Consider the following 26,880-nt stretch of genomic DNA (forward strand, 5'->3'; position numbering starts at 1 on the left):
CGCCTCCTCGATCGGGTCAGTCACCCGTCTGCACTAGCACGATCCCGTGGTCACCGTGCTGCGGTTGACCTTCAAGCTGCTTGAACCCCGATGATGGGCGGGTGCCCGACCTGCTGACCATCGGAGCGTTCGCCCGTCGCTGCGGCCTCACCGCCAGCGCGCTGCGCTTCTACGCCGATTCCGGACTCGTGCGCCCGATCCGGGTCGACGAGGAATCCGGCTACCGCTACTACTCCCCCGGCCAAGTCTCGGCCGCGCTGCTTGTCCGGCAGTTGCGGGAGATCGGGCTGCCACTGGAGCGAGTCAGCGCGGTCCTCGCCGCCGACCCGGCCGAAGCGTCGCGGATCATCGACGACCACGTCGCCGGGTTGGTATCTCAGGTACACCAGGCCCGGAAAACCGCCGCGGCGGTAAAGGCCACGCTGGGCACCCCGGCCCCGGTGCCGTCGGTCCGGCTCACCGGCCCGGTGTTCACCGCCGCCGTCGAGCAGGTGCTGACCGCGACGACGCAGGACCTCCCCGTGCTGAATGGCGTGCACCTCGAGGTCTCCCCAGAGGCGATCGTGCTCGCGGCCACCGACCGGTACCGCCTCTCGACCCGCACCCTCGTCCCAGCCGAACCAAGCACCTCCACCTGGACCGCGACCGTCGACGCCGACGACCTGCGGCTAGCAATGCCGTGGACGCGCCGGCAACACGAACTCCACCTGAGCCTCCACGCCGACGAGATCTCCTTCCAGGGCGACGCCGTACGAACGTGCCGCACGCTCGCCGACGACTTCCCCGACTACCGCCTGATGCTCGCGTCATTGCCAGAAGTCCTTACGCGGGCAGTGATATCTCGCAACGCGCTCGTGGCATGTCTAGAGCGCCAATATGCCCCGCAGATCCAACTGGACCTCTCCGCCACGGCTGTCACAGTCGGCACCGAAGCAATCCCCGCGGACGTCACCGGCCCGCCGATTTCGCTCTCGTTCGCCGTGAGCACGCTGCACCCGGCGATCAGCACCGCCGTCGGCCCGGACGTGATGCTGGACGTCGCGGGCTCGCACCTGCCAGTCGTCGTGCGCTCCGCCGACGACGGCGACCTGACCACCCTTGCCATGCCAGTGAAAGGAACTGCCGAATGACGGACACGATGGCCGAGATCACCGCCGCGGTGACGCAAGGCCGAGCGGGCGCGCCGGATGCCGCGCGAGCGCGTCTGCAGGAACTGTGGGACGAACTCGGCCCGGGCGGCGATCCGTTCTACCGCTGCGTTCTCGCGCACTACCAAGCAGATCTGTTCGCTGACCCGGCAGAGGCACTGGTCTGGGATGTCAGAGCCCTGGACGCCGCCGCGACGGTCACCGACGAGCACGTCCAAGCCCACGACGCTGGGCTCCGGATCGCGGGCTTCTACCCGTCACTGCACCTGAACTTGGCCGACAACTTCCGCCGCCTGGGCTCGTTCTCCGCAGCGGCGGAACAGCTCGCCGCAGCGCGAGCATGTCAGGACGCGCTGGCAGACGACGGATACGGCGCGATGCTCCGACAGGCGATCGACGGCGTCGCGGAAGCGATTGAGCGCCGGTCCACCGAACGACGCGCTACGGCACCGGGGGTCGGATAGGCGGGACAAGGCTCGGCGGATGGGGTCCGGGCGGTTGCCGCGCTGGGGGACGCCGCAACCGCCCGGACGTTTAGTGGAGGTCGCAGACCAGTACGCCCCACGATGGCGTCCATCCGGTCTGACCGGGCCGCCGAATATTCTGCTGTGTCACTGAACACGATGACCGAGAGTTTTCCGTTACCACGCTGCGGAAGTCGTGGCCGCTGGCGGTTTCGCTGCAGCAGTCGCCGGATGGTGATCTTGCGGGATTGGATGGGTTTGGCGGAGCACGCGGCAGTAGATGCGGTGGGTGCGACCGCCAAGGTTGCGGTCCAAGCTCGCAGGTCGTCTCCTTCTGCTGGAATCGTCAGCCCGCGAAGAGGGTTTGCGAAGCGACGGTGTGCTTGCGCAGCGCGAGCGGATCGACAGCGACGCCGCCGCCCGGTCCGTCTGGAATGGACAGGCAACCGTCTTCTAGCTCGAACGGCGCGGTGAGATCGGTGGCATAGTAACGGCTCGACGCTGAGATATCATTCGGCAGCACAAAGCCCGGCAGTGCGGCTAGGGCGAGGTTCCGCGCGCGGCCGATGCCGGTTTCCAGCATTCCGCCGCACCACACCGGGATTCCGTGTGCGGCACACACGTCGTGGATTCGTCGTGCTTCGAGGTATCCGCCGACGCGGCTGGGTTTGATGTTGATGATCCGGCACGCGCCCAACCGGATCGCGAACGCGGCGTCGCGGGCGGAGCAGATCGACTCGTCCAGGCAAATCGGGGTGCGCAGGAGTTTCGCGAGTTCGACGTGCCCGCCGAGGTCGTCCGCGGCGAGTGGTTGTTCTAGCTGGACCAGGCTGAACTCGTCCAGCCGGCGCAGATGGTCGGCGTCGGACAGGGAGTAGGCGGTGTTCGCGTCGGCCTGTAGCAGCAGGTCTGGGCCGAACTCGGCGCGGACGGCGCGGACTGGTTCTAGGTCCCAGCCGGGTTCGATCTTCAGCTTGATCCGGACGTATCCCTCGGCCAGATAACCGGCGACGGTGTCGATCAATTCCGGCACGGTGTCGGTGATTCCGACGGAAACTCCGGCCGGGATCCGGTCGCGCACGCCACCAAGGTAGGTCGACAACGGCATCGCGTAGGCACGGCATTCCGCGTCGAGGATGGCGGTTTCGAGCAGGGCTTTCGCCAGCGGGTTTCCCTTGACCGGAGCCATCGCGCCCGCGACCCGGGATGCGGTCAGCTGCGGCAAGGCGGTGACGCGCGGGACGAGATGATCGCGCAGGATCCGTTCGGCTCCGGCGGCGAACTCCGGGCTGTACACCGGTTCCGGGTCGCCGCCGAATTCTGCCCAGCCCTCGCTGACGTCGGTCACCACATGTAACAGAAGGGTGTTGCGTTCGGTGTCCACCGAGCACGAAGTCCGGAATGGACGGACGAGCGGGAGGCTGACTTCGATCAGGTCGATTCGTTCGATTTTCACGCCCGCTCCCCTTCGGTCAGGTGGTACCACCCGGACCGGCTGAACCCGGTGGCTGTGTAGCCGTCGGCGAACAACGGGACGAGCATGTCGCGGATCGCGTAGCGCCACTCCGCGCCGAGGCGCGCGTTCAACCGGCGGAGGCTCACGATGTCGGACGGGACCCGGCACCAATAGCCGGAACCGTCGCGGACCAGGAACGGTTCGCCGTCGGGGGCGCGGCGTGAGTCGACGTCCACAGTGGTCAAGTCCGGACCCGTAAGCTGGGCTGGATTCGGGTCCCGCAGCGGCCACACCACGGTGAAGCGGTCGGTTTCGTCCGCGCCGTTGACGCCGTCCTCGATCTGGCCGTAGAAGTCCACTGTGTACTCGGTTCCACGCGCGCCGAGTTTCGCCAGGTTGAAATGCGCGTTGCGGCTCACCAGCGGATCGAAGGTCCAGACCATGGTTTCCGCACCCTGATCCAGCGCCCACACCCGCTGCGCCTGCTTCAGCGCGAAGCCCACTCCGCGGTCGCTCGCGCGCGCGGCGGCGATCAGCGAGTAGACCGCGCGGGTCACCGGCGGACAGAAAATCAGCCCGGAGGCGGCGACAATGCCGTCGTCGTCCGCCGCGTAATGCACCGCGCCGCCCGCGTGGACGACGGCGCGCAGGGCGTCCGCGCCGAACGGGGCGTGGGATTCCGGCGTCTGCCAGACCTGGGCGAGGAACCGCGACACCGCTTCGAGCGTCCGGACGTCGTCGGCGAGCCGGATCCGGACGCCCGCCCGGTTCGCGGCGCGCAGGGCGGTCGAGACGGCTGTGTCCTGGGCCGGAGGGAGTACGGTCGCTGGTGCGCCTGGTGGAACGTGCATGCTGACAGCCTCGCGGCCGGATCGTCCGGGTGCGTGCAGTGCTGGTCCAGAGATTCCGCGGATGTTTTGTGCGTCTGGCTAAAGAGGTGACGATGCTCGATCCGGTGGCGCCCGATCTCGGGCAGGTCCTCGCCGCGCTCGGCGCTTCACTGCTGCGGCCGGTCACCCCGCTGCCGGACCGGCCGGTGCCGGTGTCCGGCGTGCTCATCCACGAGCGCCGCGGCGGTGTGCCGCCGGGGCAGGACACGATCCTGCTCGCGGTCGGGGCGGATCCGGCCGAGGCGAAAGATCTCATCAACGCGGCGGTGGGATACGCGGCGCTGGTGGTGAAAAGCTTCGGCGAACCCCTCACCGAGCTTTCGGACGCCGCGCAGGACGCCGGGGTGGTGCTGCTCGCCGCCGACGAGGCCGTGCCGTGGCACCATCTCGAAGCGATGATCTCCTCGGCGCTCGCGCCCGCCGTGCGCACGCCCGGCGCACCCGCGGCCGGCGATCTGTTCGCGCTGGCCAACGCGATCGCCGGGATGGTCGGCGGGGCGACCACGATCGAGGACCTCCACCGGCGGATCCTGGCGTATTCGACGCTACCCGGCCAGCCGATCGACGACGGCCGCCGCCAGGGCATCCTCGGCCTGCAGGTGCCGGAGGGGCCGGTGTTCTACGACGACCAGTACCGCGAACTCGCGCGGACACGGCGGACCTGCCGGTTCCCGTCGCTGCCGGGCGGGCTGCCCCGGCTCGGCGTCGCGGTGCGGGCGGGCAGCGAGATGCTCGGGTCGATCTGGGTGGTCGACGCCGAGAACAGCCTGGACGAGACCGCCGAGCAAGCCCTGTTCGACGCCGCCGAGATCGCCGCGCTGCACCTGCTGGCCGCGCGCACCGCGGTCGACGTGGTCCGTCGGCGGCGCGCTGACCTGCTGCAACGCCTGCTCGCCGACCCGAGCAGCGTCACCGCCGTCGCGCCGCAGCTCGGTTTGGACCCGGACGCGCCCGTCGCGGTCGCCGCGTTCACCGTCGCCGATCCAGAAGACGTCCTGGCCGCCCACGCGGCAACGCGGCTGGCCGATTTGGTGAGCCTGCACTGCGAGGCGCACTACGGCAGGCACGGCTGCGCGCTGATCGACGGGACGGTCTACGCGCTGCTCCCCAAGGGCCCCGCACACCGCGAATTGGTCGCCGACATCGCCCGCCGAGCCCACGGCGCGCTGCGGATGCCGGTGCAGGCCGGGCTCGGGTCGCCGGTCCCCGGGCTCCGGTCGATCGCTTCCTCGCGGGCCGACGCGGACCTCGTCCTGCGGACGCTGGCGGAACAACGCACCGCGCCGGAACCGTGCCAGGTGGCGGCCATTGAGGAGGTGTGGGCCGGGGCGACGTTGTTCGTGCTGGCGCAGTTGCTTGCCGGTGACGCGTCTTTGCCGCGGCGTTTGGGCCCGGCGGTGCGGGCGCACGACGTCGAGCACGGGACCACTTACGCGCCCACGATCCTCGCTTACCTCGACACGAACGGCGACATCGCGGCCGCGTCGGCGCGGTTGTCGGTGCACCCGAACACGATCCGGTACCGGCTTTCGCGGGCGGAGGAGATCTTCGGGTTCGATCTGGCGGATCCGGACGAGCGGCTGGTGCTGTGGCTGCGGTTGCGGCTCGGGGACCAGCTCGGCTGGTGAACGACTTCTCGGCGTTCACCGACGGCGGACGGCTCGGGTCGCGGCGATGAGGTGGACGGCGGTCTCCTGCCACGGCCCGGTTCCGGCTGGATCGCGGCAGCCCTGGACGAGAACCCAGAGATTCGGGCCGGGCATTGTGGCGGTCGTCAAAGCAGCGCCCGAGCGGTCGGCGTCGGCCGCGGATCACCAATGATGACCTGGCGTCGTCTTCACCGTCTTCATCGCGAACTGCGAATTCGTCCTCGCCACGCCCGGCATCCGGGTCAACTCCGTCATATACAGCTGCTCATACGCTGCCATATCAGGCACCGCGATCTGCATCAGATAGTCCGGCGCACCGAACATCCGGCGGCACGACACCACGTCGTCCAGCCCCAGAGCGGTGTTCTCGAAAGCCTCGATGACCTCGCTGCGCTGATCCGCCATCTCGACATGCAGCAGCACTCCGAGTCCGCGGCCGAGCGCGGCTGGGTCGACTGACGCGTGGTACCCGGTGATCACCCCGGCCGCTTCGAGGGCGCGGACCCGGCGGAGGCACGGTGACGGGGACAGTCCGACACGGTCGGCGAGTTCGTTGTTCGGTAGCCGGCCGTCGGCCATCAGCTGGCGGACGATTGCGTGATCAGTCTTATCCATGGCACAGGATGCTAATCAGGCTGCCAGAAAACGCAATATTCAGCATCGGCTGCCCTGCCGTCCGCACTACCGTCGATTCCGGCACTCGATCTCCCGGAAGGCAGCACCGTGCACCCTCTCGTCCTCTCCCCCGCGGAACGCGCGCAAGCCGCCGACGCACTGGCCCGGTTCGTCGACAGCTACGAGGAATCCCTGCCCACGAGGCCGATCCTGCCGGACGTCGACCGCGACACGCTGGCGAAGCTTCTTGCCGAGCCGTTTCCCGCGGAAGGCATTGGCGTGGAAGGGTTTTTCGCCGACCTCCGCGACCGCATCGTGCCCAACTCGACCACCATCGCGCACCCGCGGTTCCTCGCGTACGTGCAGGGGCCGCCCAACGGGATCGCGCCGTACGCGGACGCGATTTCCGCAGTGCTCAACCAAAACTGCAACTTCTGGCAACTCTCCCCCGCGGCGAGCGTTGTCGAACGGTCGGTGGTGCAGTGGCTCGCCGGTCTTTTCCACCTCGGCCCCAGCGCGGGCGGCATTCTCACCAACGGCGGTTCCGGCGCGACCAAGGACGCGATCACCACCGCCCTCACCGACCGCCGGCCGGATTTCCGTGAGCGCGGCTTGCAATCCGGTGCTCCGCCGCTGGTGTTGTACACCTCGGAGGAGGCACACCGGTGCGTGGACAAGGCCGCTGCCACTCTCGGCATCGGACTGGGCCACGTCCGGCACATCCCGACTGACGACGAATTCCGCCTGCGAGTCGACCTCCTCGCCGACGCGATCGCCGCGGACCGGGCCGCTGGGCTCGAGCCGTTCTGCGTCGTCGCCACCGCTGGCACGGTCACCAGCGGCTCGATTGATCCGATCGGACCCATCGCTGACCTGTGCGAGCGAGAAAACCTTTGGCTGCACGTGGATGGCGCGTACGGCGCGCTGTTCGTCCTCGCTGACTCCGCGCGGGAGACGTTCGCCCCGCTGTCCCGCGCGGATTCCATCGCGCTGGATCCGCACAAGATGCTGTTCACGCCGCTCGAAGCCGGGGCGTTGGTGGTGAAAGACGCTGCGAAACTGCGGGCGGCCTTCGCGTTCTCGTCGTCGTATCTCACCGTCGCCGAGGACGACCTGATGCTCGACTTCATGGACTACGGCCCGCAGCTTTCCCGTAGTTTCAAGGCATTGAAGGTGTGGGCCGCGCTGCGGACGTTCGGCGTGGACGCCTTCCGCGAAGCCGCCGAACGCTGCCTGCGGCTGGCCGCGCGACTCGGGGAACGCGTCGCCGCCGAACCCGGCTTGGATCTGCTGAACCCGGTCGCGCTGACCGCCGTCTGCGTGCGTATCGATGGCCGTCGCGACGAGGAATACCCGGAACTGCTAGCCCAACTCGCCAACGAAGGCACTGCGCTGCTGGGTCCGGCACGGTTGCGCGGGCAGACCGCGATCCGTGCGTGCGTCGCGAACTATCGCACCACCGAAGCCGACATCGACCGCATCGCCGACCGGCTGGCCGAGCTCGCCGGAAAGCCGTGACGAGCGTGGAATGCGCGGAACGGTCCCGAAACCTGCGAACCACGGTCCTGGTGCGGACACCAGCGGCGAACCTAACGTCGCTGCTGTGTCGAAAATAGCTCAACCGGAACGGATCGACGGCCAGGTCGTCGCGATCACCGGGGCCACCTCCGGAATCGGTTTCTTCGCCGCCGCGCAACTCGCCGAACTGGGCGCGCGCGTGCTGGTGCTCGGGCGATCGGAATCCCGGGGCCGCGCGGCGGTTTCCGCGCTGCCCGACCCACGGCTGCACGAGTTTGTCCCGCTGGATCTCGCCGACCGCACGTCGATCGGCCGGGCCGGCGACCGGCTCGGCGCCTTGCCGCGGCTGGACGCGCTCGTGCTGAACGCGGGTGTCGTCGCCGGAGCGTTCGGTCCGGGACCAGCGCACCGGATCGGGGCGTTCGGGGTGGAGGAAATCGTCGGGATCAACCATCTCGCGCACGCGGAACTGCTGCGCCGCGCGCTGCCCGCGGTCCGGCGAGTGGTCAGTCTCGGGAGCGCGCTGACCCGCAAGATCCCCTTCGACCGCGAGAATTGGCTGTCCGAAAGGGATTACCGGGCGCGGGTCGCGTACGCGATGTCCAAGCACGCGGTGGAGATCCTCGGCTTCGAATCCCAGCGACGGCTGGCTGAGATCTCAGCGCAGTCGATTGTGGTCCACCCCGGCTCGGCGATCGACGCGCTCACGCCGGGACGGCCCGGTGCGCGGGTGCTGCGTGCGGCGGCCCGCGGGATCGTGCTGGGGAAGGATCAGGCGGCTCGACCGGTCGTGGCCGCGGTCGCTTCGCCGGGCCTGCGCGGCGGCGAGTACCTCGGTCCGCATCGCAGCGCCGCCGCGGAGGTGCAGCAGCCGGTGCCGACGAGCCGGGATCCGGAGCTGGGCGCGTGGCTGTGGACGGAGACCGAACGGCTGCTCGGCGCGCGATTCACGACCGAGCCCCGTCACCCGATCGGGTAGAAAATCGCCCGTTAACCGCCCGCTAGCCTTGAACCGTGGACGACGCGGCGGTTCTGGACACCTTGGCCCGGCGGCTGGCGCGGATCGGCGAACGCCGGAACCTCAACGTCCCCGCGCTGCTGCACCGCCTCGGGATCCGGCCGGACCGCACCGGCGTCACCCGCAGGCAGGTCTCGGAACTCACCCGCGAGCTGTGGCTCCAGACCGACGACGAACTCTTCGCGCTCGGCCCGCGAGCCCCGCGCGGACTGTTCCGGCTGGTGATCCGATCGGTCGCCCCCGCGCCCGACCTGCGCACCGCGCTGCGTCGCCTGGAGGAAGCCGCCGAGGTCCTGCCCGGGATGCCCGCGGTGGCGGTTCGGGCGGCAGATCCGCTGGTCGAGGTGGACATCGACGTCCGAGGGCTCAACGACCCGGAGCACGTCGCGGCGGAACTGGTCGCCATCGTCGTCCACCGGCTGCTGAGCTGGCTCACCGGACAGCGCATCGCCCTGCGCGAACTTCGGCTGCCGTGGCCGGAACCGGACCACGCGCCGCACTACGAGGCGGTTTTCGGCCGCCATCCGCGGTTCGACGCGGACTCGCTGGTCCTCGTCTTCGACCGCGGGCTCCTGTCCGCCCCGGTGATCCGCGGCGAAGCCGAACTGGCCGCGTTCCTGGACGACCAGCCGGACGTCTGGCTCGCCACCCGCGACTACGGCTCGGCCCACGCGGACCAGGTCCGCGCCGTGGTCGAGCAGGGCATTACCGCGCCGGACGACATCGCCGGGCGGCTCGGGATCAGCGCCCAGCACTTGCGGCGGTTGTTGCGCACAGAGAAAACGTCCATCAGCGAAATCCGGGACGCGGTCCGCCGGGACGCCGCGATAGCCAGTCTCGGCCGCGGCGACGAACCCATCGAGAAATTGGCGCAGCGACTGGGTTTCTCCGAAGCCAGCGCCTTCCGGCGAGCGTTTCGCCGGTGGACCGGGCGATCGCCCGGAGACTTCCGCTAACCCGGCACCTTCAACGCCCGCATCCGCGCGTACAACGTCGTCCGCGAAATCCCGAGCGTGCTCGCCGCCCGCACCTTGTTCCCGCCGGCCGACCGCAACGCCGCGACGATCGCGTTCCGTTCCGCCCGTTCGATCGGAGCCAGCTCGTGCCCCGAAGCGTCCGCCACCAGCGCGGGCGGCAAATCCCCCGGGCCGATCGCGCCCACCGACCGTTTGCGGATCGCCTGGCTCAGCACGCCGCGCAGTTCAGGCAGATTCCCCGGCCAGTCGTACGAGCCGAGGATACGCAGCGCGCCCGGCGTGATGTTGTGCGTGCGCGCGGCCCCGAGTTCGGCCAGCATCCGGGCCGCGACCTCGGGAAAGTCCGGCCGGTGCGCCAGCGGCAGCAGCTCGACGTTCTCCCCGCACGACGCGATCAGCGCCCGCTCCGGACCGGTCAGCCCCTCGCGCGGGCCGGTCGTCAGCACGAGGTGCGGGCCGACGCCGCGGGCGGCATGCCTCGCGACGAGGTCGACCAGTTCAGCGGGCAAGAGATCCGCACCGTCCACGCAAATGCTGCCGGAGCCGGTCTCGACGGCGGCGGTGAACCTCGCGGCCCAGGCTGCGGATCCGCCGAGCACGGCTTCCGAGCCGGTCAACGTGGTGCACGGTTCCTCGGGCACGCGCAGCCGGGCTTCAGTGGTGCGGCCGGTCCCGGGCGGGCCCGAGATGTGCACGTGCCCGGCCACCGGACCGGGCGCGACAGCACCACGGCGGCGCGTCCGCCGGGCCTCGGCCGGGCTCAGCGGGCGGATCTCGACCAGCATCCCGCCCCGGGCGCCGGGCACCGGTTCGGCCCGGACCCGCGCGCGCTGGCCGGAGCGCAGTTCAGTCTCCATTTCGGACGGTCCGGCCGCCTCGCCCGCCAGGTTCCACAGCAGCGCGACGTCCGCGCCTTCCAGCAGGTCCGCGGCGGCTTGGTTGCACAGCAACAGGTCCGGGCCGATCGCGACCACCGGCCGGGTCGGGCGGGACGCCGACTGGAACGCGGCGAGCAGCGACCGCTCCGACACCCGGCTGCCTTCCAGCAGCTGCCGTTCGATCTCCTCCACCGCCTTCGCGACCAGCGGCGCGAGCAGCGGATTCGCCTCGGCGGCCAGCAGCGTGATGTCGAGCGCGCCCTCCAGCCTGCGCGTGACCGGGTGGAAAATCGGGTGCCCGTAACAGCTGAACCCGCGCAGCGCCTCGGCGTAGTGCTCCTCCCCGTGCACCACGATGCTCGACCGGGTTTCCAGCGCGGTGCCCGGGCCGGTGGTCCCGACCTCGTCCTCCAGCAGGCAGGTGCCGACGCCGATGCCCAGCTGGTCCAGGCAGTCTTCGACGGCGCGGTCGGCGCTCCAGCGGTGCACGAGCCTGCCGTCGTGGTCTACGAGCACAGTGGACATCGCGGTCCCGGCGAGACGCTCGTCGAGGTCCTCCAGCACCGGCGCCGCCGCCGACAGGAGCCTGCTGGCCGGGTCGACCTCGTCGAACCGCAGGTCGAGCAGCGCGGTTTCGGGGCGCACACCGGCGAGCGAGGCGCGCCGCCAGGACTGGGCGATCGGTTCCCGCAGCACCACGCTGCGCGAGGACGTCATCGAGCTCACGCGATCTCCACCTTCGTTGGTGACGCGCAGCAGGATAACCATCGCTCTCCGCTGACGCTGTACAGAACTTGAACACTCAAGCCCCGATTCACCCGGCAAGGTGGTCCATCACCACCACCCGCGTGCACGTGTTGCCATCCGGCACGCGGTCCTTACCTCGAAAGGGGAATCAGCGTGACTCTCAGTCACTCCGAGCCGGACACCGGGAAGGAGCGCCCGGGCGTTTCCCGGCGCGGTTTCCTCGGGTACGTCGTCGCGGCCGGGACCCTCGTCGTGGCCGCGGACGTCGGGCTCGCCTCCTCCGCGTCCGCCGCCGTGCCCTCCGCTCCGCAGCCGCCCGAGCTGTACGACCTCAACGACGCGCTCACCGACGCGGCGCTCCCGACGTCGCAGCTCATCACCGTCACCATCAACAAGGACGGCAGCGCTTCCTTCGAGATCCCGCGCGCCGAGGTCGGCCAGGGCATCACCACCTCGACCGCGATGATCATCGCCGAGGAACTGGACCTCCCGGTCGAGAAGGTGCACGTCACGCTCGCGCCGGCGCGTCCGGAACTGCTGTTCAACCAGCTCACCGGCGGGTCGAACACCACGGTCTCGACCTACACGCCGATCCGCGTCGCCGCCGCGATCGCCAAGCAGCAACTGCTCGAAGCGGCGGCCATCCTGCTCGGCGGGACCGCGGAACGGTTCATCGTCAAGGGCGGCGTCGTCACCGCGCCGAACGGCAAGACCGCGACGTACGGCGAACTGGCGACGAAGGCCGCGTCCAGCACCACCAAGCAGGTGCAGCTGGACCCGAGCAAGCTCAAGGGCTCCAGCGAGTTCAAGGTGCTCGGCAAGCCGCAGAACCGCCTCGACGCCCACGACATCGTGACCGGCAAGAAGCAGTTCGCGATGGACCTGGACATCCCCGGCGCGCTGCCGACGATGATCTGCCGTCCGCCGACGCTCAACGGCACGCCGAAGGCCGTCCGCAACAAGGCCGACGTGCTGAAGCTGCCCGGCGTCACCGACATCGCGATCATCCCGACCGGCGTCGCGGTCCGCGCGGAGACATTCGGCCAGTGCATCGACGGCGTGCGCGCCCTGCAGGTCGACTGGGGCCCCGGCAGCGTCGAGGGCCAGAACGACGAATCCGTGCTCGCCAACCTGCGCCGCGCCGAGCTTCCGCTGGCGGTGCCGAAGGTTCCGGTGCTGGCCAAGACGGTCGAGGCGGATTTCGAGTTCATGTTCCGCTCGAGCGCCGCGCTGGAGCCGTACTGCGCGGTCGCCGACGTCCGCGACGGCAGCGCCGAGATCTGGGCCGGGCTGAAGTCGCCGATCGTGGCGCAGGGCGAGGTCGCGCAGGCGATCGGATTGCCGCAGGGCAAGGTGAAGGTCCACGTCGTCACCGGCGGCGGTTCCTTCGGCCACAAGCTGTTCGGCAACCACGCCGTCGAAGCGGCGCAGGCGTCGAAGGCGTTCGGCAAGCCGGTGCGGCTGATGTGGCACCGCGCCGACGAGCCGCGGCAAGGCAGGCTGCACCCGATGGCGACGTCGCGGATCCGGGCGACCGTGCTCGCCGGGAACGTGCTCACCTTCGAGCAGCGGCACACCTCGGTCGAAACGTCGTTCCGGCACGGGCTCGGCGAAATGCTCACCTCGGTCGCGACGAAACTCCCGACCGGACTGGGCAACCTCGGCGTCGCCGAGGCGGTTTTCGTGCTGAGCCAGGAAATGCCGTACAACTTCGGCGTCGTCGACCAGACGCTCACCGAAACCGACCAGCGGTTCAACACCGGGTCGATGCGCAACGTCTACTCGCCCGACGTCGGCTGCGCCAACGAGCTGGTCGTGGACATGCTCGCCAAGGCGATGGGCAAGGACCCGTACGACTTCCGGATGGAGTTCCTCAAGAACGACAAGGTGAAGGGCGTGCTGCGCAAGGTCGCCGAGGTCGGCGGCTGGGGCAAGAAGATGGCTCCGGGCACCGCGCAGGGCATCGCGATCCACAAGGAATACAAGGGCGCGAGCGCCTGCCTGGTGGAAATCGACTGCCGCCCGGAGACGGTGAACCGCAAGGTCCGCGACGGCGTGACCGGTCCGCGCGTGACGAAGGCGGTCATCGCCCTCGACGCCGGGCTCGTGCTCAATCCGCGCGGCATCGAGGCGCAGATCATGGGCGGTTTCGCCGACGGGCTCGCGCTCGCGCTGACCAGCAGTGTCCACCTGAAGGACGGGCACTTCCTGGAAGCCAGCTGGGACAACTACTTCTACACCCGGCAGTGGAACATCCCGCAGGACTTCACCGCGATCGCGATGCCGTCCAACGGGGAGCAGCCGGGCGGCGCCGGCGAGGCGGGCGTCGCCTGCTCCGTCGCGGCCGTCGCGTGCGCGTACGCCCGCGCGACCGGGAAGGTCCCGAAGCGGTTCCCGATCAACCACGACGACCCGATCGCCTTCGAGGTCAAGTCGTTCGTCCCGCCCGTTCCCGAATCGCCGACCGACGGCCTGAGCCACACCTACTGAGGAGCACGATGAGCAAGCACACCTTCATCCTCAACGGGAAGCCGGTGTCCGTCGACGTCGACGACAATGTGCGGCTCCTGTGGGTCCTGCGCGACGTGCTCGGCGTCCGCGGCCCGAAGTACGGCTGCGGCATCAACGTGTGCAAGGCCTGCACGTCGCACTTCAACGGCAAGGCGTTCAACCCGTGTTCGGTGCGGGTGGCCGACATCAAGGCCACGGACGAGATCACCACGATCGAGGGCCTGCCGGACACCGTGAAGGCCGACCTGCACCCGATGCAGGAAGCCTGGCTGGAGAACGACGTCGCGCAGTGCGGCTACTGCCAGCCCGGCCAGATCATGGCGGCGGTCGCGAAGGTCAAGGAGGCCAAGGCGAAGGGCCGCGAGATCAACGACGCCGACCTGGACGAGATCCGCAACGTCTGCCGCTGCGGCACGTACTCGCGGATCCGCGAGGCGATCAAGGCCGGCGCCGCGAAGATGTGACCGGGTTCGCTTGCCCCGCAGCCGATTCCGGCTGCGGGGCAAGCTTTCCCGTCTGTACCAACACTCCGCCGCCGAGCAGCACCGCCACTCCGATCAGCTGCACCGGACCCAAGGCCTGGCCCAGCAGCAGCCACGCGAGCAGGGCGGCGGCCAAAGGTTCGGCCAGCGCCAGGACTCCGGCCAGGGCGACCGGCAAACTGCTCAACGCGTGCAGCCCGGCCAGGTACGGCAGCACCGTGCCGAAGACTGCCAGAATCAGCAGGGCCAGCCAGACTGGGATCGTCGCGCCGCCCAGCGATACCGGATTCGCGGCGATCGCTAGCGTCCACAATGGACTTACCGCGAGGGTCGCCACCGCCCCGATCGCCAGTCCCGCGGCGGTCATTCCGAGCGGATCGTGCCGCCGCGCACCGCGTTCGCCGAGCAGGAAGTATCCGGCGGAGCAGACCGCCGACGCCAATCCTGCTGCGACGCCGAGGAAATCCAGCTGCGTCCCGGGTCCGAGACCGGCGATCAGCACCAGCCCGGCGATCGCCAGCGCGATGCCCAGCCACACCGCCGCGGGCAGCCGCGTCCGCCGGACGACGCGCACCCACAGTGCGACCAGCACCGGCGACAGGTTCACCAGCACCATCGCCACCGCGACCGGAATCCGGGACACGGCAACGAAAAAGAACAGTTGCACGCCCGCGACGCCGAGCAGTCCGTAGCCGAGCGGCAGCCACAGTTCAGCACGCCGGAACCGCAGCGCCCGCGGCCGCAGCAGCGCGACGCCGGGTGCCAGCAGAACCGCGGCGAGACCGATCCGCACGGCGGTGACCGCGGCCGGGCTCCAGCCCGCGTCCAGCACCGCCTTGGCGAGCGGACCGGAACTCGCGAACAGCGCCCAGGAGACCAGGCTCAGCCCGGTCGCCCGCGCGGTACCGCCCTGGTCGGCCATCTCCGCATTCTGCGACCCGGCACGACGGCCGGGCCACCGGTTTTCCGCAGCCCCCGTCTCGGCAGCGCCCTCACGGACCTCTCGCGCAGCGGGCTGGCCGGGTGCGACGCGGGTCACATCCAGGGTTGTCACATCCGGCGGACGGCCGGCATCTCATGGGCATCCGCTACACACCACTGGAGGATCTGATGAGCGCACGGTTCGACCTGATGAACAACGACCTCGGCAAGTCGCTCGGCAAGCGGTTCGCGGGACTGGCGATGCTGCTGAACAACACGGCGCTGCCGAAGGCGACGCAGGAGCTGGTTTCGTTGCGGGCCAGCCAGATCAACGGCTGCGGCTTCTGCGTCGACATGCACACCAAGGACGCCACCGCGGCCGGCGAGACCGCGGAACGGCTCCACCTGGTCGCCGTCTGGCGCGAGGCGACCGTGTTCACCCCCGCCGAGCGGGCCGCGCTCGCGCTGGCCGAGGAAGGCACCCGGATCGCGGACGGCGGCGGCGTTTCCGACGAAACGTGGGCGCAGGCTCGCGAACACTACGACGACGACCAGCTCGCCGCGTTGATATGTCTGATCGGGCTGATCAACGCGGCCAACCGGATGAACGTCATCGTCCGCATGCCAGCCGGGCTGTACCAGCCGGGGCAGTTCGCGACGGTCAGCTGACACGAGCGCGGGCCGCTGCCGGGCATACGACGACGACCAGCTCGCCGCGTTGGTATGTCTGATCGGGCTGATCAACGCGGCCAACCGGATGAACGTCATCGTCCGCATGCCGGCCGGGCTGTACCAGCCGGGGCAGTTCGCGACGGTCAGCTGACACGAGCGCGGGCCGCCGCCGGGCATACGACGACGACCAGCTCGCCGCGTTGGTATGTCTGATCGGGCTGATCAACGCGGCCAACCGGATGAACGTCATCGTCCGCATGCCGGCGGGCCTGTACCAGCCGGGACAGTTCGCGACGCTCAGCTGACGCGATCGCGGGCCGCCGCCGGGCAACGGTGGGACCCGGCGGCGGCCCGTTCCAGCACGGGGCTACCCGTGCGCTTACTCGATGCGGGCGATCGGCGCGCCCTGCTTCACCACCTCGCCCTCCCCCACCAGGAACCGCACCACGCCGGTCGCGGGGGCCGGGACCTCCGCGTCGACCTTGTCCACCGCGACCTCCGCGATCAGCTCGCCCTCGCGGACGGTCGCGCCGTCCGCCGCGAACCAGGTGGCGAGGACTCCCTCGCCGTCCGGGTCGTTCTCGGACAGGACGGGGAACGCGACGTCGGTCATGCGCCCACCAGGTTGAGGACGGCTTGGCGGATCCGCGCCGGCGTCGGCAGCACCGCGTACTCCAGCGGACGCGCGTACGGAATCGGCACGTCCGGCACCGCTACGCGCGCGGCCGGGGCGCGCAGCAGGCTGGGGTCCCGCTCCACCACGCGGGCGATCACCTCGCCGGACAGGCCGAACGACAGGTAGTCCTCGTCGACCACGAGCAACCGGCCGGTTTTGCCGACCGAATCGAGGATCGTGTCGGTGTCCAGCGGCACCAGGCTGCGCAGGTCAACGACCTCGCAGTCGACGCCCTGTCCGGCGAGATCGTCGGCGACGTCGAGGGCGTGGTGCACCGACAGTGACAGCGTCACGACGGTGACGTCGCTGCCCGGGCGCACGACGTTCGCCTTGCCGATCGGGACCTCGTGGTCGCCTTCCGGCACCGGGCCGATCGACCGGCGGTTCTTCGCCATCCACGGCAAGCCCATGACTCCCTTGTGGAACAGGTACACCACCGGGTTGTCGTCGCGGATCGCGGAGGTCATCAATCCCTTGGCGTCAGCGGGATTGCTCGGCACGACGACCTTCATCCCCGGCAGATGCGCGAACGTTCCCCACAGGCACTGGGAATGCTGCGCCCCGTCCGAGTACCCGCCGCCGACCGCCGCGGTCAGCACCATCGGCACGGACACGTGGCCGCCGGACTCGTAATGGATTTTCGCCATGTGGTTGTAAATCTGGTCCATGCAGACGCCGAAGAAGTCGACGAACATCAGCTCGACCACCGGCCGCAGGCCCTCGACCGCCGCTCCGATCGCGGTGCCGATGAAGGCGGTCTCGGAAATCGGCGTGTCGAGCACCCGGCGCGGGCCGAACCGGTCGAGCAATCCGGTGGTGGAACTGAAGATCCCGCCGTAGGACCCGACGTCCTCGCCGAGCACGAACACCCGCTCGTCGCGGTCCATTTCCTGGGCGATGGCCTCGACCATGGCCTTCGCGGTGCTGAGTTTCCGCCCGGCGGGCGCGGAGGGTTCGGTGAGCGTCATTGCTGCTTCTCCTCGCTGTGTCGTCAGGCTCGCGCGAAAACGAAATCCAGCGCGGTGGCGGGATCCGGTTCGGGGCTCTCTTTGGCGAACGCGATCGCCGCTTCGACCCGCTCGCTGGCCGCGGTTCTGCATTCCGCGACCTTCGCGTCGTCGAGATCGCCGTCGGCGCGCAGCTGGTTCTCGTAGGTGGGCAACGGATCCCGGCCCGGCACACCGTCCAAATCGGACCGATATCCTTGCGCGTCGCCCTCGAAATGCCCCCACAGCCGCAACGTGTGCACCTCGATCAGACTCGGCCCTCCCCCGGCCCGAGCCCGCGCGACCGCCTTGCCCGCCGCTTCGTGGACCGCCTCGACCGAGTTGTCCTCGACGCGCACGCCCGGAATCCCGTACCCAGCGGCGCGGTCCGCGTTCGACGTGACGCAGGTGGACGCGCTGCGCGGTACCGAGATGCCCCAGTCGTTGTCCTCCACCAGGAAGATCACCGGGAGCTGCCACAACGCCGCGAGGTTGAGCGATTCGTGGAACGCCCCTTGGTTAGCCGCGCCCTCGCCGGTGACCGCGACGGCGACCCGGTCGGTCCCGCGCCGCTGGAACGCGAGCGCCTGCCCGAGCGCGGGCGGGTAGCCCTCGGCGATGATGCCGGAGCAGGAGAAATGCACGGCGGGGTCGAACAGATGCATGTGCCCGCCGCGTCCCCTGCCCAGTCCAGTTGTCCTGCCAAAGATCTCAGCGGTCATCCGGTTCAGGTCGACGCCGTGCGCGATGGCGAAATGGTGCGGCCGGTGCGTCGCGGTGACCGCGTCGTCGCCGGTGAGATGCGCACAGACGCCCGCCGCCACCGGTTCCTGCCCCGCGGACAGGTGCATCTCGCCGGGGACCAGGCCGGCCCCGATGTCGAAGACGGGTTTCTTGTCGGCGTGGTACTCGCGGAGGATGGCCTCCTCGTAGGTGCGGATCAGGACCATCGTGCGGTACAGGTCGAGCCTGTCCTGCGCTTCCATGGGACCTCCCGTTCGCTCTGGAGGCCACTTTCGCCGGGCGCGGACCGCCGGACAACGGGCGGGATTTCAGATGGTGATAACCGGCGGGTTCAGGGTGTGACGGCGAGGGCGCGAGACACCCGTTGGGCTGCCCGACGCAACGACTGCAACGGCGCCGAGCCCAGGCGGCGCGCAGGCAACGAGATCGCCACCGCGCCCAACGCGCCCGGCGTGCGGACCGTCGTCGCCAGGCATGCCGTGCCCAGCAGATACTCCTCACGATCGTTGAACACATCCCCGCTCTGCGACAGCCGCTGCTCCAGCACCCGGCTGTCGGTGATGGTGTGCGGGGTGAGGTCCGCCAGCTGATGCCGTGACAGGTAGTCGCGGCGGCCTTCGCTGTCGAGGCCGGACAGGATGCACTTGCCGAACGCCGTCGCGTGGGCCGATTCGTGCACGCCGACCCACAGGTCGACCGACGGGGCGGTCGGGCCGTCGGCGATGTCGATGAGTTTGATGTCGCCGTCGGAGTACAGCGAGAGGTACGCCGCGCCGTGCACCTCGTCTCGCAGGGCTCGCAGCACCGGGCGGATCTTCGGCAGCAGCGCGTGCAGCGACGTGTGCTGGCGCAGTTCGCTCACCTGGCTGCCGAGGGCGTAACCGTCGTCGAGTTTGCACAGGTATCCCTCGTGGACGAGGGTGCGCAGCAGGTGATACGTCGTGGGCAGCGGCAGCCCGACCGTCCGCGCGAGCGCCTTGGCGGGCACCGGCCGCTCGCTCGCGCCGACCGCGTCGAGCAGGTGCAGGGCGCGCTGCACGGATCCGATCAAGGTCGGCTCGGCCGCCATCCCCTCACCTCCGCGTCGCTGCGGACTCCAGCATGCGCTACCGCTCTGACCTGGGCAAGAGCAGTTCCACCGGACGGATCACGGGCTTCCGCAGAAGGTCCGCTCCGCCTCGAACGGGTCCGGCGGGACAGTCACCGCGGTCCGGTGCACGGCTCCGGTGAGGTTGGCCCAGAACCGGCCCGGCGACATCGGTTCGCGGGTGGACCGCTGGATCTCCGCCAGGTCTCCGCAGCTCAGGGCGTGCCGGGCGGCGGCGACCTGGTCGGCGGTGATGTCGGCGCGCAGGGCGAAGTTGCCCGGGCTGAGGACGGGGGCCGCCGGGTCCGCGTAATCCGCCAGCAGCCAGGCGTTGCTCAGCGGTTTCGAGTGCCCAGGTTTCACCGTCGGAAACTCGAACCGCGCGCCGATCGGGTTGGCGAGGCCCCAGAAGTCGACGACGCCGACGTCCACCGGCGACATGACCCCGACTGTCCCCAGATACACCCCGATGATCATGGACTTCGACGGGACGTCCGCGCGCAGTGGTGTCGTCAGGATCTGCTGCCGCGGGCCTTCGTAGGTCAGGGTGCGCGGACTGACGGCGTCGTTGAGATATTTCATCCTCGGGGTGAAATCCGCCGACTCGGTGGGATACGACTGGCCGGTCCACGCGTGGTAGTAGCCGCGCTCGTCGTCGATGAGCTTGCCGTCTTGCGGGACGAACTGGCCGATGCCGGCGCAGAGAACCGCCCACGCCAGCAGGACGGCGCCGAGCACACGCGTCTTCTTCGTCGCCGGGAGCACCAGCACCGGCAGCATCAGCAGGAAGAAGATCGGCAGCGCCATGCGCGCGTGCATGTAGTCGCCGCCGACCTTCAGCAGATATCCCAGCGACAGCACACCGGCGACCACCGGGGTGAGGGTGACGATCCGATCGGTGCTTTGCCGCCGTAGGACCCCGGCGAGCAGGACCGTGCAGAGCACCAGCGGCAACCACAGAAGGTACGGGTTCACGAAATCGCCGACGTACCCGAATCCGCGGCCCCAGAAGGATTCGCTCGCGTTTTTGGTGAGCGCGGGCATCGGCACGAGGATGCCGTAGAAACCCATGCGGAAGATCTCGTACCCGACCGGCAGCGCTCCGGCAACCGCGACCGCGGCGCAGACGACCCGCCAGTTCGGTTTGGTCACCAGCCACAGTGCGACCAGGAATACCGCTGCCACCAGCGTCTGTTCTGGACGGACGAGCGGGCCCAATCCCATCACGAACGCCGCGGTGACAACGTGTTTGGCCGAGGTGCTGCCTCGGAAGCGGACCAGCAGCCACCAGCAGAGCGCCATCCAGAACGTGTTCAGTCCGGTCTCCAGCCCGGACGTCGCGTACTGCCACACCGGCCGCACCCCCAGCAGCACGAGGACGCCGCACGGCACCATCGCCGCGACGCGCCCACCGTGCAACCGGATCGTCGCGCTGACCGCGAAGCCGAACCCGGCGGCAGTGAGCAGGAGGCCGAGTATCCAGGACAGCGTCGAGGTGTCCGACTGGCCGAACACGAATCCGGCGAACGCCAGCAGCCATTGCCACAGCGTGCTCGTGGAAGCTTCGGCGCGTTCGCCAAGATTGTAGACCGGACCGTTCCCGGCGAGGATCTGCTCGACGATTCTGGTGAAGATCAGGGCGTCGTCGCAGATCCAGCGGGTGACGTAGCCGAGAATGGCGATCAAGAGGACGGATCCGACTATTATCCAGCTGTTTCTTCGTCTGTTCTTAAGCGTGGAATCGGGCTGATTCAAGGCGCGCGGAAGCGCCCTTGGCATGGTGTTCAATTAAAACTCCTTGCGGAAAGAGCGCTATGCGGTTTGCCGCCGGTAATCAACGATTCCGGTCGCGGTCAACGCTGCGATGCCCGCGCCCACCAGGAAGACCTGCACGAGAACCAGCGGCTCGAAGGCGTCCGCGGCCATGGTTGAGAGGAGGACAAGCGGCTGAATCAACACCAGCGAACAGCACACGGCGAGCGAGAACGACCACGCAGGCGTGCGTCGCCGTAAGGCGAAATAAGCGAGAATTACAAGCGCGGCCGCCCACGTGAACCAGGAAAGCCCGCGCAGGTCCGACTCGACGAAGGAACCGAAGTAAAAAGCGGCAGCCACGACGCCGGTCAAGGCGATCCACCATTTTCGCGCGGACGGCAGCGGTGCGCCGAGGTGGAATCCGGCGATCAGGAGCAGCAGCGGCAGCCATTGCGGGATGAAATAGCCGAGCAGATCAGGACTGAAACTGAACGAATACTGGTACAGGAACGCGGCGAATCCGGCGACCAGCACGACCCCGGCGACGCAACGCGCGGCTCGGCGGCGTCCGGCGAAAAGGAGCGCGAGAGGGACGACCGCGGCGGCGACCAGAGCGACATCCTGCCCCAACTGCTGGGCCGACGAGGCAGCGTAAAGCGACAGAGTCACCTCGCCGGTCGAGGAATACAGACCGGTCGCTCGCGGGTAGCCGAGCGCGTCGCACAAGTCGTGACCGAGGGAGAAAGCACCCTTCATTACTCCCCAGAGGAGTCCGAGCAGGGCTACCAGCCGGACAGTGTCGCCGAATGCGACCACACGAGCCGGGGCTGAGCCAGCAGCCAGCCGAGCGCGCAGGCCCAACCCCAGCATCGCGAGCAGTTCGCGCCCTTCCGCGAGACGACCGGCTTCCCGCGCGTCCAGCAGGGTGCCGACCATCTCGTCCTCGCGGTCGGCGCGGTACCAGCGGGGAAGAATCCGCACCATCCGGCGGTATCGCAGCTCCGGCGCGGTCATCCCGCGACCTCCGCAAACAACTGCCCGGCCGACCGAGGAGCGCTCATGCCCCACCCCCGAGCGCCCAGCCCCGCGCACGCAACACCGACTCGGCAGCGGCGGCGTTCGCGGCCAGCCGCCGGGTCTGCTCGGCCAAAGTGCGGCCCCCGAGGTCGGTCAGCCGGTAGTACCGGCGGAGCCGCCCCTGGTGGATCTCCTCCTTGTCCCGCTCCGCCCATCCGTCCGCGACCAGCCGGTCCAGCACGCCGTACAACGTGCCGACCCGCAGCCGGACCCGGCTTTCGGACAGCTTTTCGACGGCCTGGACGATGCCGTAGCCGTGCTTCGGCTCATCGGCGAGCGCGGTGAGGATCAGGAAGACCTGCTCCGACATGCCTCGTTCGGTCACCCGTCCATATATATCACGTCGCGATACATACTGGTGGCCGAAGCAAGGAACCTACTCGTCAGCGACCGCGGTCCCCTCCAGCTCGACCAGCAGCGTCGGGATCGCCAGCCGCGTCACGCCGAGCATCGTGGTCGACGGGGCGGCGCCGGCCGCGGCCAGACGGCCGGCGAGGACGCCGTAGTGCTGGAAAAGCAGGTCGACGTCGGTCGTGTAGACGTTGAGCCGGACCAGGTTCTCCAGCGACATGCCCGCTTCGGCGAGGACCGCCTCCAAGTTGTCGAGGCTCAGCGCCACCTGCTTCGCCATGTCCCCGGCGTGCTGGGGTTCGCCGTCGCCGTTCATCGCGGTCTGCCCCGAGCAGTACAGGGTCCGGACCGGCCCGGACACGAGTTCGCCCTGGTGGTAACCCATCGCCGTCGACCACGCCCACGGGTTGACCGTCGTTCTCTCCACCATTTGCTCCTGTTCGCGTTTTCAGCAGTACGCGGAGCAGCCTCGCAAGCAATACGCGACATCCTGTGTCGTGTATTCGGTAGGGTTTTCGGCATGCGCGCCGACCGGTTGGTCTCGCTGGTCCTGCTGCTGCGACAGCGCGGCCGGCTGTCCGCGGCCACCCTCGCCCGCGAACTTGAGGTGTCCACGCGCACCGTGTTGCGCGACATCGACGCGCTGTCCGCGGCGGGCGTCCCGGTCTACGCCGAGCGCGGACGGAACGGCGGTTTCGCGCTGCTGCCCGGATTTCAGACCGAACTCACCGGGTTGAACCACGACGAAGCGCTCGCTCTGCTGGTCGCCGGATCGCGGCGCGGCGCGCAGGCGTTCGGTCTCGGTTCGGCGCTCGCTTCGGCCATGCTCAAGGTGGTCGACGCGCTACCGGAAAGCCATCGGACCACGGCCGCGGGCGTGGCCGAGCGGTTGCTCATCGACCCCGAGATCGACCTCCTCTCGCGCCGCGCCGTCGCCGAGGAGGTGCCCGACGCCGTGGTCGCCGAGATCCGGCGCGCGGTGTTCGCCGGGCACCAGGTGCGCATCCGCTACCAAGCAGTCGGCCAAGCCCCGAAGTGGCGCACAGTGCACCCCATTGGACTGGTCACCGTGCGGGAGCTGGGATATTTGCTGGCGACCCGCGAAGGCGAGGACCGGACTTACCGGCTGTCCCGGGTGCTGGCCGCCGAGGAACTCGACGAGCCCGCGCAGCGGCCGGATCGCGTGGACCTGGGCCGGGCCTGGCAGGAACGCAGCACGCGGTTCCGGACCGGTGGCGACCAGATCGTCGCGCTAGTCCGAATTCGTCCGGAACGGCGGGAAGAATTGGCTCGCACCGCGCTCGCCATTCGCGCTGAAGAAATCAGGACGAACGGATGGTTACAGCTGGAGGCGGCTTTCCAGGATTCCCGGCACGCCGAATGGGCGCTGTGGCAGCTCGCCACAGCCGCGGAAGTCCTTGCGCCGCAAGCGTTGCGTACCGCCTTGCACCAGCGCGCCACGGCGATCGCCGCGACCTACGCCGGGCCCGCCTGAGCCCTCCGCACCGGCACTGCCTGCACCTTCCGTAGTTGTGCGGATACCTACTCGCTGGTAAGTTACCCGCCAGTCGTGATCCACTTCATGGTTCAAAGGGGAGTCATGATCCGGAAACCCGTCCGTGCGCTGATCGCCGCCGCCGCTCTCGCGATCACGTCCGCCGTCGCGCTGCCCGCCGCGGCTTCGGCCGATTCCTTCTACAGTTACGACGGCAGCACGCCGCTTTCGTCGTACGCTCCGGGCACCGTCCTCAAGAGCCGGACGCTGAGCTATCACGTCTTCGGCTTCCCGACTCCAGTGCAGGCCACCCAGCTGCTCTACCGGACTACCGACGCACAGGGAAATCCCACCGCGAACGTCACCTCGGTCGTCCGCAATCCGTTGGGCGGCAACGGGAAAGCCATCTCGTACCAGTCCGCGTACGATTCGCTCGATCCCGCCGACGCACCGTCCCGCGCGATCGCGGGCGACGTCCGGCTCGGCGGCGTGCTGCCGAACGCCGAGTCGGTGCTCATCGCGCCGGCGCTCGCGCTCGGGTACAGCGTCGTCATCCCGGACACCGAAGGCCCGACCGCCGATTTCGCGGCCGGTCCGGAATACGGCAAGACCACTTTGGACTCGATTCGCGCCGCGACGCACGCGTCCGGGACCGGAATGACGGAGTCCACGAAATTCGGCCTTCTCGGCTATTCCGGCGGTGCGATCGCGACCGGCTGGGCGTCGGCGATCGCCGGGAGTTACGCGCCGGAGGTCGAGAAGAACCTCGTCGGGTTCGCCGAGGGCGGGGTGCTTGTCGACCCCGCGCACAACCTCAAATACGTCGGCGGCAGCCCGGTCTGGTCCGGCGTGATCCCGATGGCGCTGATCGGCGTCTCGCGCAGCTACGGCATCGACCTCAAGCCGTACGCCAGCGAGTACGGCCTCAAGGTGCTCGCCGAGCTCGAGCACGCGTCGATCGCCAACGCGCTCGGCCGCTACCCCGGGCTGACCTGGCAGAAGCTGGTCAAACCGGAGTACGCGAACCCGAACTCGGTGGCCCCGTACGTCGACGCGGTCAACAAGGTGAACATCGGCTCGGCGGCGACGCCCTCGATCCCCGGGTTCATCGGGCAGGCCAGCAACGGCGCGCTCGAAGGCACCGTCAGCAACGAACCGGGCATCGGCGGCGGCGACGGCGTGATGGTGGCCGGGGACGTCCGCGCGCTCGCGAATCAGTACTGCGACACCGGAAACACCTCGATCAAGTACACGCAGTACGACGCGCTCAGCCACGCCACCGCCCTCCCGGTGTGGGCGCCGACCGCGATCGCCTGGCTCAACGACCGGTTCGCGGGCAAGGCCGCGCCGTCCAGCTGCGGGCACATCGCGGCGGGGAACTCGCTGGCGCCGGAGCAGCACGCCGGGTCTTGAGAGGCAGATGCCGCAACGCCTGGGCGGGCCCGAAAGGGGCTTGCCCAGGCGTGCCCAGTGTGCATAGGGGCGTCGCGTTAGGGGTGCTCTCCTCCCGGAGGACTCGATACACACGAAGAATGACCAGTGATGTGCAGATCGAGCCCATCAGATATCCCTTCGGCTCAGCGGAGGGGGTCGACCTCGACCCGGCCTACACGGAGGCACGCGACGCGCCGGGGATGATCCGGATCAAGCTGATCTACGGCGAGCCCGCGTGGCTGGCCACTCGCTACGACGACGTTCGCATGGTGTTCGGCGACCGGCGGTTCAGCCGGGCCATGGCCGCCGATGCCGACGTGCCGAGGATGACGCCGCACAAGCTCGACGGCGGGATCGTCATGATGGATCCGCCGGAACACAGCCGGCTGCGCAAGCTGGTGGCCCAGGCCTTCACCCAGAACAGGGTGCAGCGGTTGCGCGGGCGGGTCCGGCAGCTGGCTGAGGACCTCGTGGACGCGATGGTGGCCGGCGGCGGGCCGGCGGACCTGGTGGAGAATTTCTCGTTGCCGCTGCCGGTGGCCGTGATCTGCGAGCTGCTCGGGGTGCCCATGGCCGACTGGCCGAAGTTCCGGGTCTGGAGCGACGGGATCCTGTCCACGAGCGAGACCACCGCCGAGGAGTACGAGGCCAACGAGGCGGAACTCCAGGAGTACATGCGCGGGCTGATCGCCGACCGGCGCGCGGAGCCCGCCGACGACCTGATGACCGCGCTGGTCGAGGCCCGCCACGAGCACGACCGGCTCTCCGAGGCGGAGCTGATCGATTTGTGCGACGGGCTTCTGGTGGCCGGCCACGAAACCTCCGCGTCCCTGATCGCCAGCTCGGTCTTCGTCCTCCTGGAGCACCCCGAGCGGCTGGCCGAGCTGCGGGCCGACCTCAGCCTGTTGCCTGCCGCGGCCGAGGAACTCCTGCGGTTCGTCCCGCTGAGCCATTGGGAGGGCTTTCCTCGTTATGCGACGGAGGACGTCGAGGTGGGCGGTTCGCTGGTGCGCGCGGGGGAGCCCGTGGTGACCGACTTCGCCTCGGCCAACCGGGATCCCCGGCGGTTCGAAAATCCCGACGTGCTGCGCTTCGACCGGAAGGCGAACTCGCACCTGGCTTTCGGGCACGGCGTGCACCACTGCCTCGGCGCGAACCTCGCCAGGGTCGAACTGCAGGAAGGCCTGCGCGCGCTGCTGACCAAGCTGCCGGGGCTGCGGATCGCCGGAGAGATCGAGTGGAAGGTCGACATGCCGGTGCGCGGCCCGCGCCGGATGCCGATCGGCTGGTGATCGCAGGTCACTGAAAGCCCCTGCCCGCTCAACGGCG

At 69.3% G+C, this 26,880-nt stretch carries 25 protein-coding genes and 1 pseudogene; 13 read left to right on the forward strand and 13 right to left on the reverse strand.

The genetic code is table 11. The annotated features are described in order from the left end of the window. Nucleotides 1–101: 101 nt before the first annotated feature. Nucleotides 102–1,130, forward strand: a complete 1,029-nt coding sequence (locus tag PUT80_RS37385; protein ID WP_275294940.1) for a MerR family transcriptional regulator — start codon at nucleotides 102–104, stop codon at nucleotides 1,128–1,130. Beyond that, nucleotides 1,127–1,612 (forward strand): hypothetical protein, encoded by a 486-nt coding sequence (locus tag PUT80_RS37390; protein ID WP_275294941.1) that lies wholly within the window; start codon nucleotides 1,127–1,129, stop codon nucleotides 1,610–1,612. The genes PUT80_RS37385 and PUT80_RS37390 overlap by 4 nt, the downstream gene beginning before the upstream one ends. A 346-nt stretch (nucleotides 1,613–1,958) precedes the next feature. Here PUT80_RS37390 and menC read toward each other — a convergent pair whose 3' ends face one another. Together menC and PUT80_RS37400 are read right to left on the reverse strand one after the other, a co-directional pair. Then, nucleotides 1,959–3,068 (reverse strand): o-succinylbenzoate synthase, encoded by a 1,110-nt coding sequence (menC, locus tag PUT80_RS37395; protein ID WP_275294942.1) that lies wholly within the window; start codon nucleotides 3,066–3,068, stop codon nucleotides 1,959–1,961. After that, nucleotides 3,065–3,919 (reverse strand): hypothetical protein, encoded by an 855-nt coding sequence (locus PUT80_RS37400; protein WP_275294943.1) that lies wholly within the window; start codon nucleotides 3,917–3,919, stop codon nucleotides 3,065–3,067. The genes menC and PUT80_RS37400 overlap by 4 nt, the downstream gene beginning before the upstream one ends. A 92-nt stretch (nucleotides 3,920–4,011) precedes the next feature. Here PUT80_RS37400 and PUT80_RS37405 point away from each other — a divergent pair, with 92 nt between their 5' ends. Further along, complete coding sequence (locus PUT80_RS37405) at nucleotides 4,012–5,586, forward strand: helix-turn-helix domain-containing protein (RefSeq protein WP_275294944.1); 1,575 nt, start codon at nucleotides 4,012–4,014, stop codon at nucleotides 5,584–5,586. A gap of 183 nt (nucleotides 5,587–5,769) precedes the next feature. On the opposite strand, the gene PUT80_RS37410 is transcribed toward PUT80_RS37405, so the two are convergent. Next, a complete protein-coding gene (locus PUT80_RS37410; RefSeq protein ID WP_037817843.1) occupies nucleotides 5,770–6,222 on the reverse strand; it encodes an Lrp/AsnC family transcriptional regulator in 453 nt (150 codons plus the stop codon). Between the two features lie 108 nt (nucleotides 6,223–6,330). Here PUT80_RS37410 and PUT80_RS37415 point away from each other — a divergent pair, with 108 nt between their 5' ends. The 3 genes from PUT80_RS37415 to PUT80_RS37425 all read left to right on the forward strand — a co-directional run bounded on the left by PUT80_RS37415 (nucleotide 6,331) and on the right by PUT80_RS37425 (nucleotide 9,714). Continuing rightward, nucleotides 6,331–7,740, forward strand: a complete 1,410-nt coding sequence (locus PUT80_RS37415; RefSeq protein ID WP_275294945.1) for a pyridoxal-dependent decarboxylase — start codon at nucleotides 6,331–6,333, stop codon at nucleotides 7,738–7,740. 85 nt (nucleotides 7,741–7,825) lie between these two features. Further along, nucleotides 7,826–8,719 carry an SDR family NAD(P)-dependent oxidoreductase gene (locus tag PUT80_RS37420; RefSeq protein WP_275294946.1) on the forward strand — a complete coding sequence of 298 codons (894 nt, stop codon included), beginning with the start codon at nucleotides 7,826–7,828 and terminating at the stop codon, nucleotides 8,717–8,719. A 35-nt stretch (nucleotides 8,720–8,754) separates the two neighbouring features. Continuing rightward, a complete protein-coding gene (locus tag PUT80_RS37425; RefSeq protein WP_275294947.1) occupies nucleotides 8,755–9,714 on the forward strand; it encodes an AraC family transcriptional regulator in 960 nt (319 codons plus the stop codon). Here the strand turns inward: PUT80_RS37425 and PUT80_RS37430 are convergent. After that, nucleotides 9,711–11,330: a helix-turn-helix domain-containing protein gene (locus PUT80_RS37430; protein ID WP_275294959.1), complete on the reverse strand. Its 1,620-nt coding sequence runs from the start codon at nucleotides 11,328–11,330 to the stop codon at nucleotides 9,711–9,713. The genes PUT80_RS37425 and PUT80_RS37430 overlap by 4 nt on opposite strands. A gap of 183 nt (nucleotides 11,331–11,513) precedes the next feature. Between PUT80_RS37430 and PUT80_RS37435 the strand changes: the two genes are divergently transcribed. After that, the gene (locus PUT80_RS37435; protein ID WP_275294948.1) at nucleotides 11,514–13,850 is read left to right on the forward strand and encodes a molybdopterin cofactor-binding domain-containing protein; all 2,337 of its coding nucleotides are present in this window, start codon (nucleotides 11,514–11,516) and stop codon (nucleotides 13,848–13,850) included. Nucleotides 13,851–13,858: 8 nt separating this feature from the next. Then, nucleotides 13,859–14,335: a (2Fe-2S)-binding protein gene (locus PUT80_RS37440; RefSeq protein WP_037817840.1), complete on the forward strand. Its 477-nt coding sequence runs from the start codon at nucleotides 13,859–13,861 to the stop codon at nucleotides 14,333–14,335. Here PUT80_RS37440 and PUT80_RS37445 read toward each other — a convergent pair. After that, a complete protein-coding gene (locus PUT80_RS37445) occupies nucleotides 14,310–15,275 on the reverse strand; it encodes an EamA family transporter (RefSeq protein ID WP_275294949.1) in 966 nt (321 codons plus the stop codon). The genes PUT80_RS37440 and PUT80_RS37445 overlap by 26 nt on opposite strands. Nucleotides 15,276–15,463: 188 nt before the next feature. Between PUT80_RS37445 and PUT80_RS37450 the strand changes: the two genes are divergently transcribed. Then, a complete protein-coding gene (locus PUT80_RS37450) occupies nucleotides 15,464–15,943 on the forward strand; it encodes a carboxymuconolactone decarboxylase family protein (RefSeq protein WP_275294950.1) in 480 nt (159 codons plus the stop codon). Between the two features lie 179 nt (nucleotides 15,944–16,122). After that, nucleotides 16,123–16,251, forward strand: a pseudogene (locus PUT80_RS37455) (carboxymuconolactone decarboxylase family protein); the annotation flags it as partial. Nucleotides 16,252–16,325: 74 nt separating this feature from the next. On the opposite strand, the gene PUT80_RS37460 reads toward PUT80_RS37455, so the two are convergent. The 8 genes from PUT80_RS37460 to PUT80_RS37495 form a co-directional block, all read right to left on the reverse strand. Beyond that, nucleotides 16,326–16,559, reverse strand: a complete 234-nt coding sequence (locus PUT80_RS37460) for a lipoyl domain-containing protein (protein ID WP_275294951.1) — start codon at nucleotides 16,557–16,559, stop codon at nucleotides 16,326–16,328. Continuing rightward, a complete protein-coding gene (locus tag PUT80_RS37465; protein WP_037817836.1) occupies nucleotides 16,556–17,590 on the reverse strand; it encodes an alpha-ketoacid dehydrogenase subunit beta in 1,035 nt (344 codons plus the stop codon). Before PUT80_RS37465 ends, PUT80_RS37460 begins: the two co-directional genes overlap by 4 nt. Nucleotides 17,591–17,613: 23 nt before the next feature. After that, entirely contained in the window at nucleotides 17,614–18,594 is a 981-nt protein-coding gene (locus PUT80_RS37470) for a thiamine pyrophosphate-dependent dehydrogenase E1 component subunit alpha (protein WP_037817835.1), read from the reverse strand. Nucleotides 18,595–18,683: 89 nt separating this feature from the next. Then, entirely contained in the window at nucleotides 18,684–19,421 is a 738-nt protein-coding gene (locus PUT80_RS37475; protein ID WP_275294952.1) for an IclR family transcriptional regulator, read from the reverse strand. 78 nt (nucleotides 19,422–19,499) lie between these two features. Next, nucleotides 19,500–21,125: a hypothetical protein gene (locus PUT80_RS37480; RefSeq protein WP_275294953.1), complete on the reverse strand. Its 1,626-nt coding sequence runs from the start codon at nucleotides 21,123–21,125 to the stop codon at nucleotides 19,500–19,502. A 126-nt stretch (nucleotides 21,126–21,251) separates the two neighbouring features. Continuing rightward, nucleotides 21,252–22,208 carry a hypothetical protein gene (locus PUT80_RS37485; protein ID WP_134728834.1) on the reverse strand — a complete coding sequence of 319 codons (957 nt, stop codon included), beginning with the start codon at nucleotides 22,206–22,208 and terminating at the stop codon, nucleotides 21,252–21,254. A 43-nt stretch (nucleotides 22,209–22,251) separates the two neighbouring features. Further along, the gene (locus PUT80_RS37490) at nucleotides 22,252–22,596 is read right to left on the reverse strand and encodes a PadR family transcriptional regulator (protein ID WP_238604677.1); all 345 of its coding nucleotides are present in this window, start codon (nucleotides 22,594–22,596) and stop codon (nucleotides 22,252–22,254) included. Between the two features lie 51 nt (nucleotides 22,597–22,647). Further along, nucleotides 22,648–23,049: a RidA family protein gene (locus PUT80_RS37495; RefSeq protein ID WP_275294954.1), complete on the reverse strand. Its 402-nt coding sequence runs from the start codon at nucleotides 23,047–23,049 to the stop codon at nucleotides 22,648–22,650. 93 nt (nucleotides 23,050–23,142) lie between these two features. On the opposite strand from PUT80_RS37495, the gene PUT80_RS37500 reads away from it, so the two are divergent. From PUT80_RS37500 to PUT80_RS37510, 3 genes are all read left to right on the forward strand, one after another. Beyond that, on the forward strand, nucleotides 23,143–24,117 hold the full coding sequence (locus tag PUT80_RS37500) for a WYL domain-containing protein (protein WP_275294955.1): 975 nt from the start codon (nucleotides 23,143–23,145) through the stop codon (nucleotides 24,115–24,117). Between the two features lie 105 nt (nucleotides 24,118–24,222). Beyond that, a complete protein-coding gene (locus PUT80_RS37505; RefSeq protein ID WP_037817822.1) occupies nucleotides 24,223–25,530 on the forward strand; it encodes a lipase family protein in 1,308 nt (435 codons plus the stop codon). 119 nt (nucleotides 25,531–25,649) lie between these two features. Next, on the forward strand, nucleotides 25,650–26,843 hold the full coding sequence (locus tag PUT80_RS37510; protein WP_037817821.1) for a cytochrome P450: 1,194 nt from the start codon (nucleotides 25,650–25,652) through the stop codon (nucleotides 26,841–26,843). Nucleotides 26,844–26,880: the final 37 nt, after the last annotated feature.

Source organism: Amycolatopsis sp. La24, assembly GCF_029087445.1.
GTDB lineage: Bacteria > Actinomycetota > Actinomycetes > Mycobacteriales > Pseudonocardiaceae > Amycolatopsis > Amycolatopsis nivea.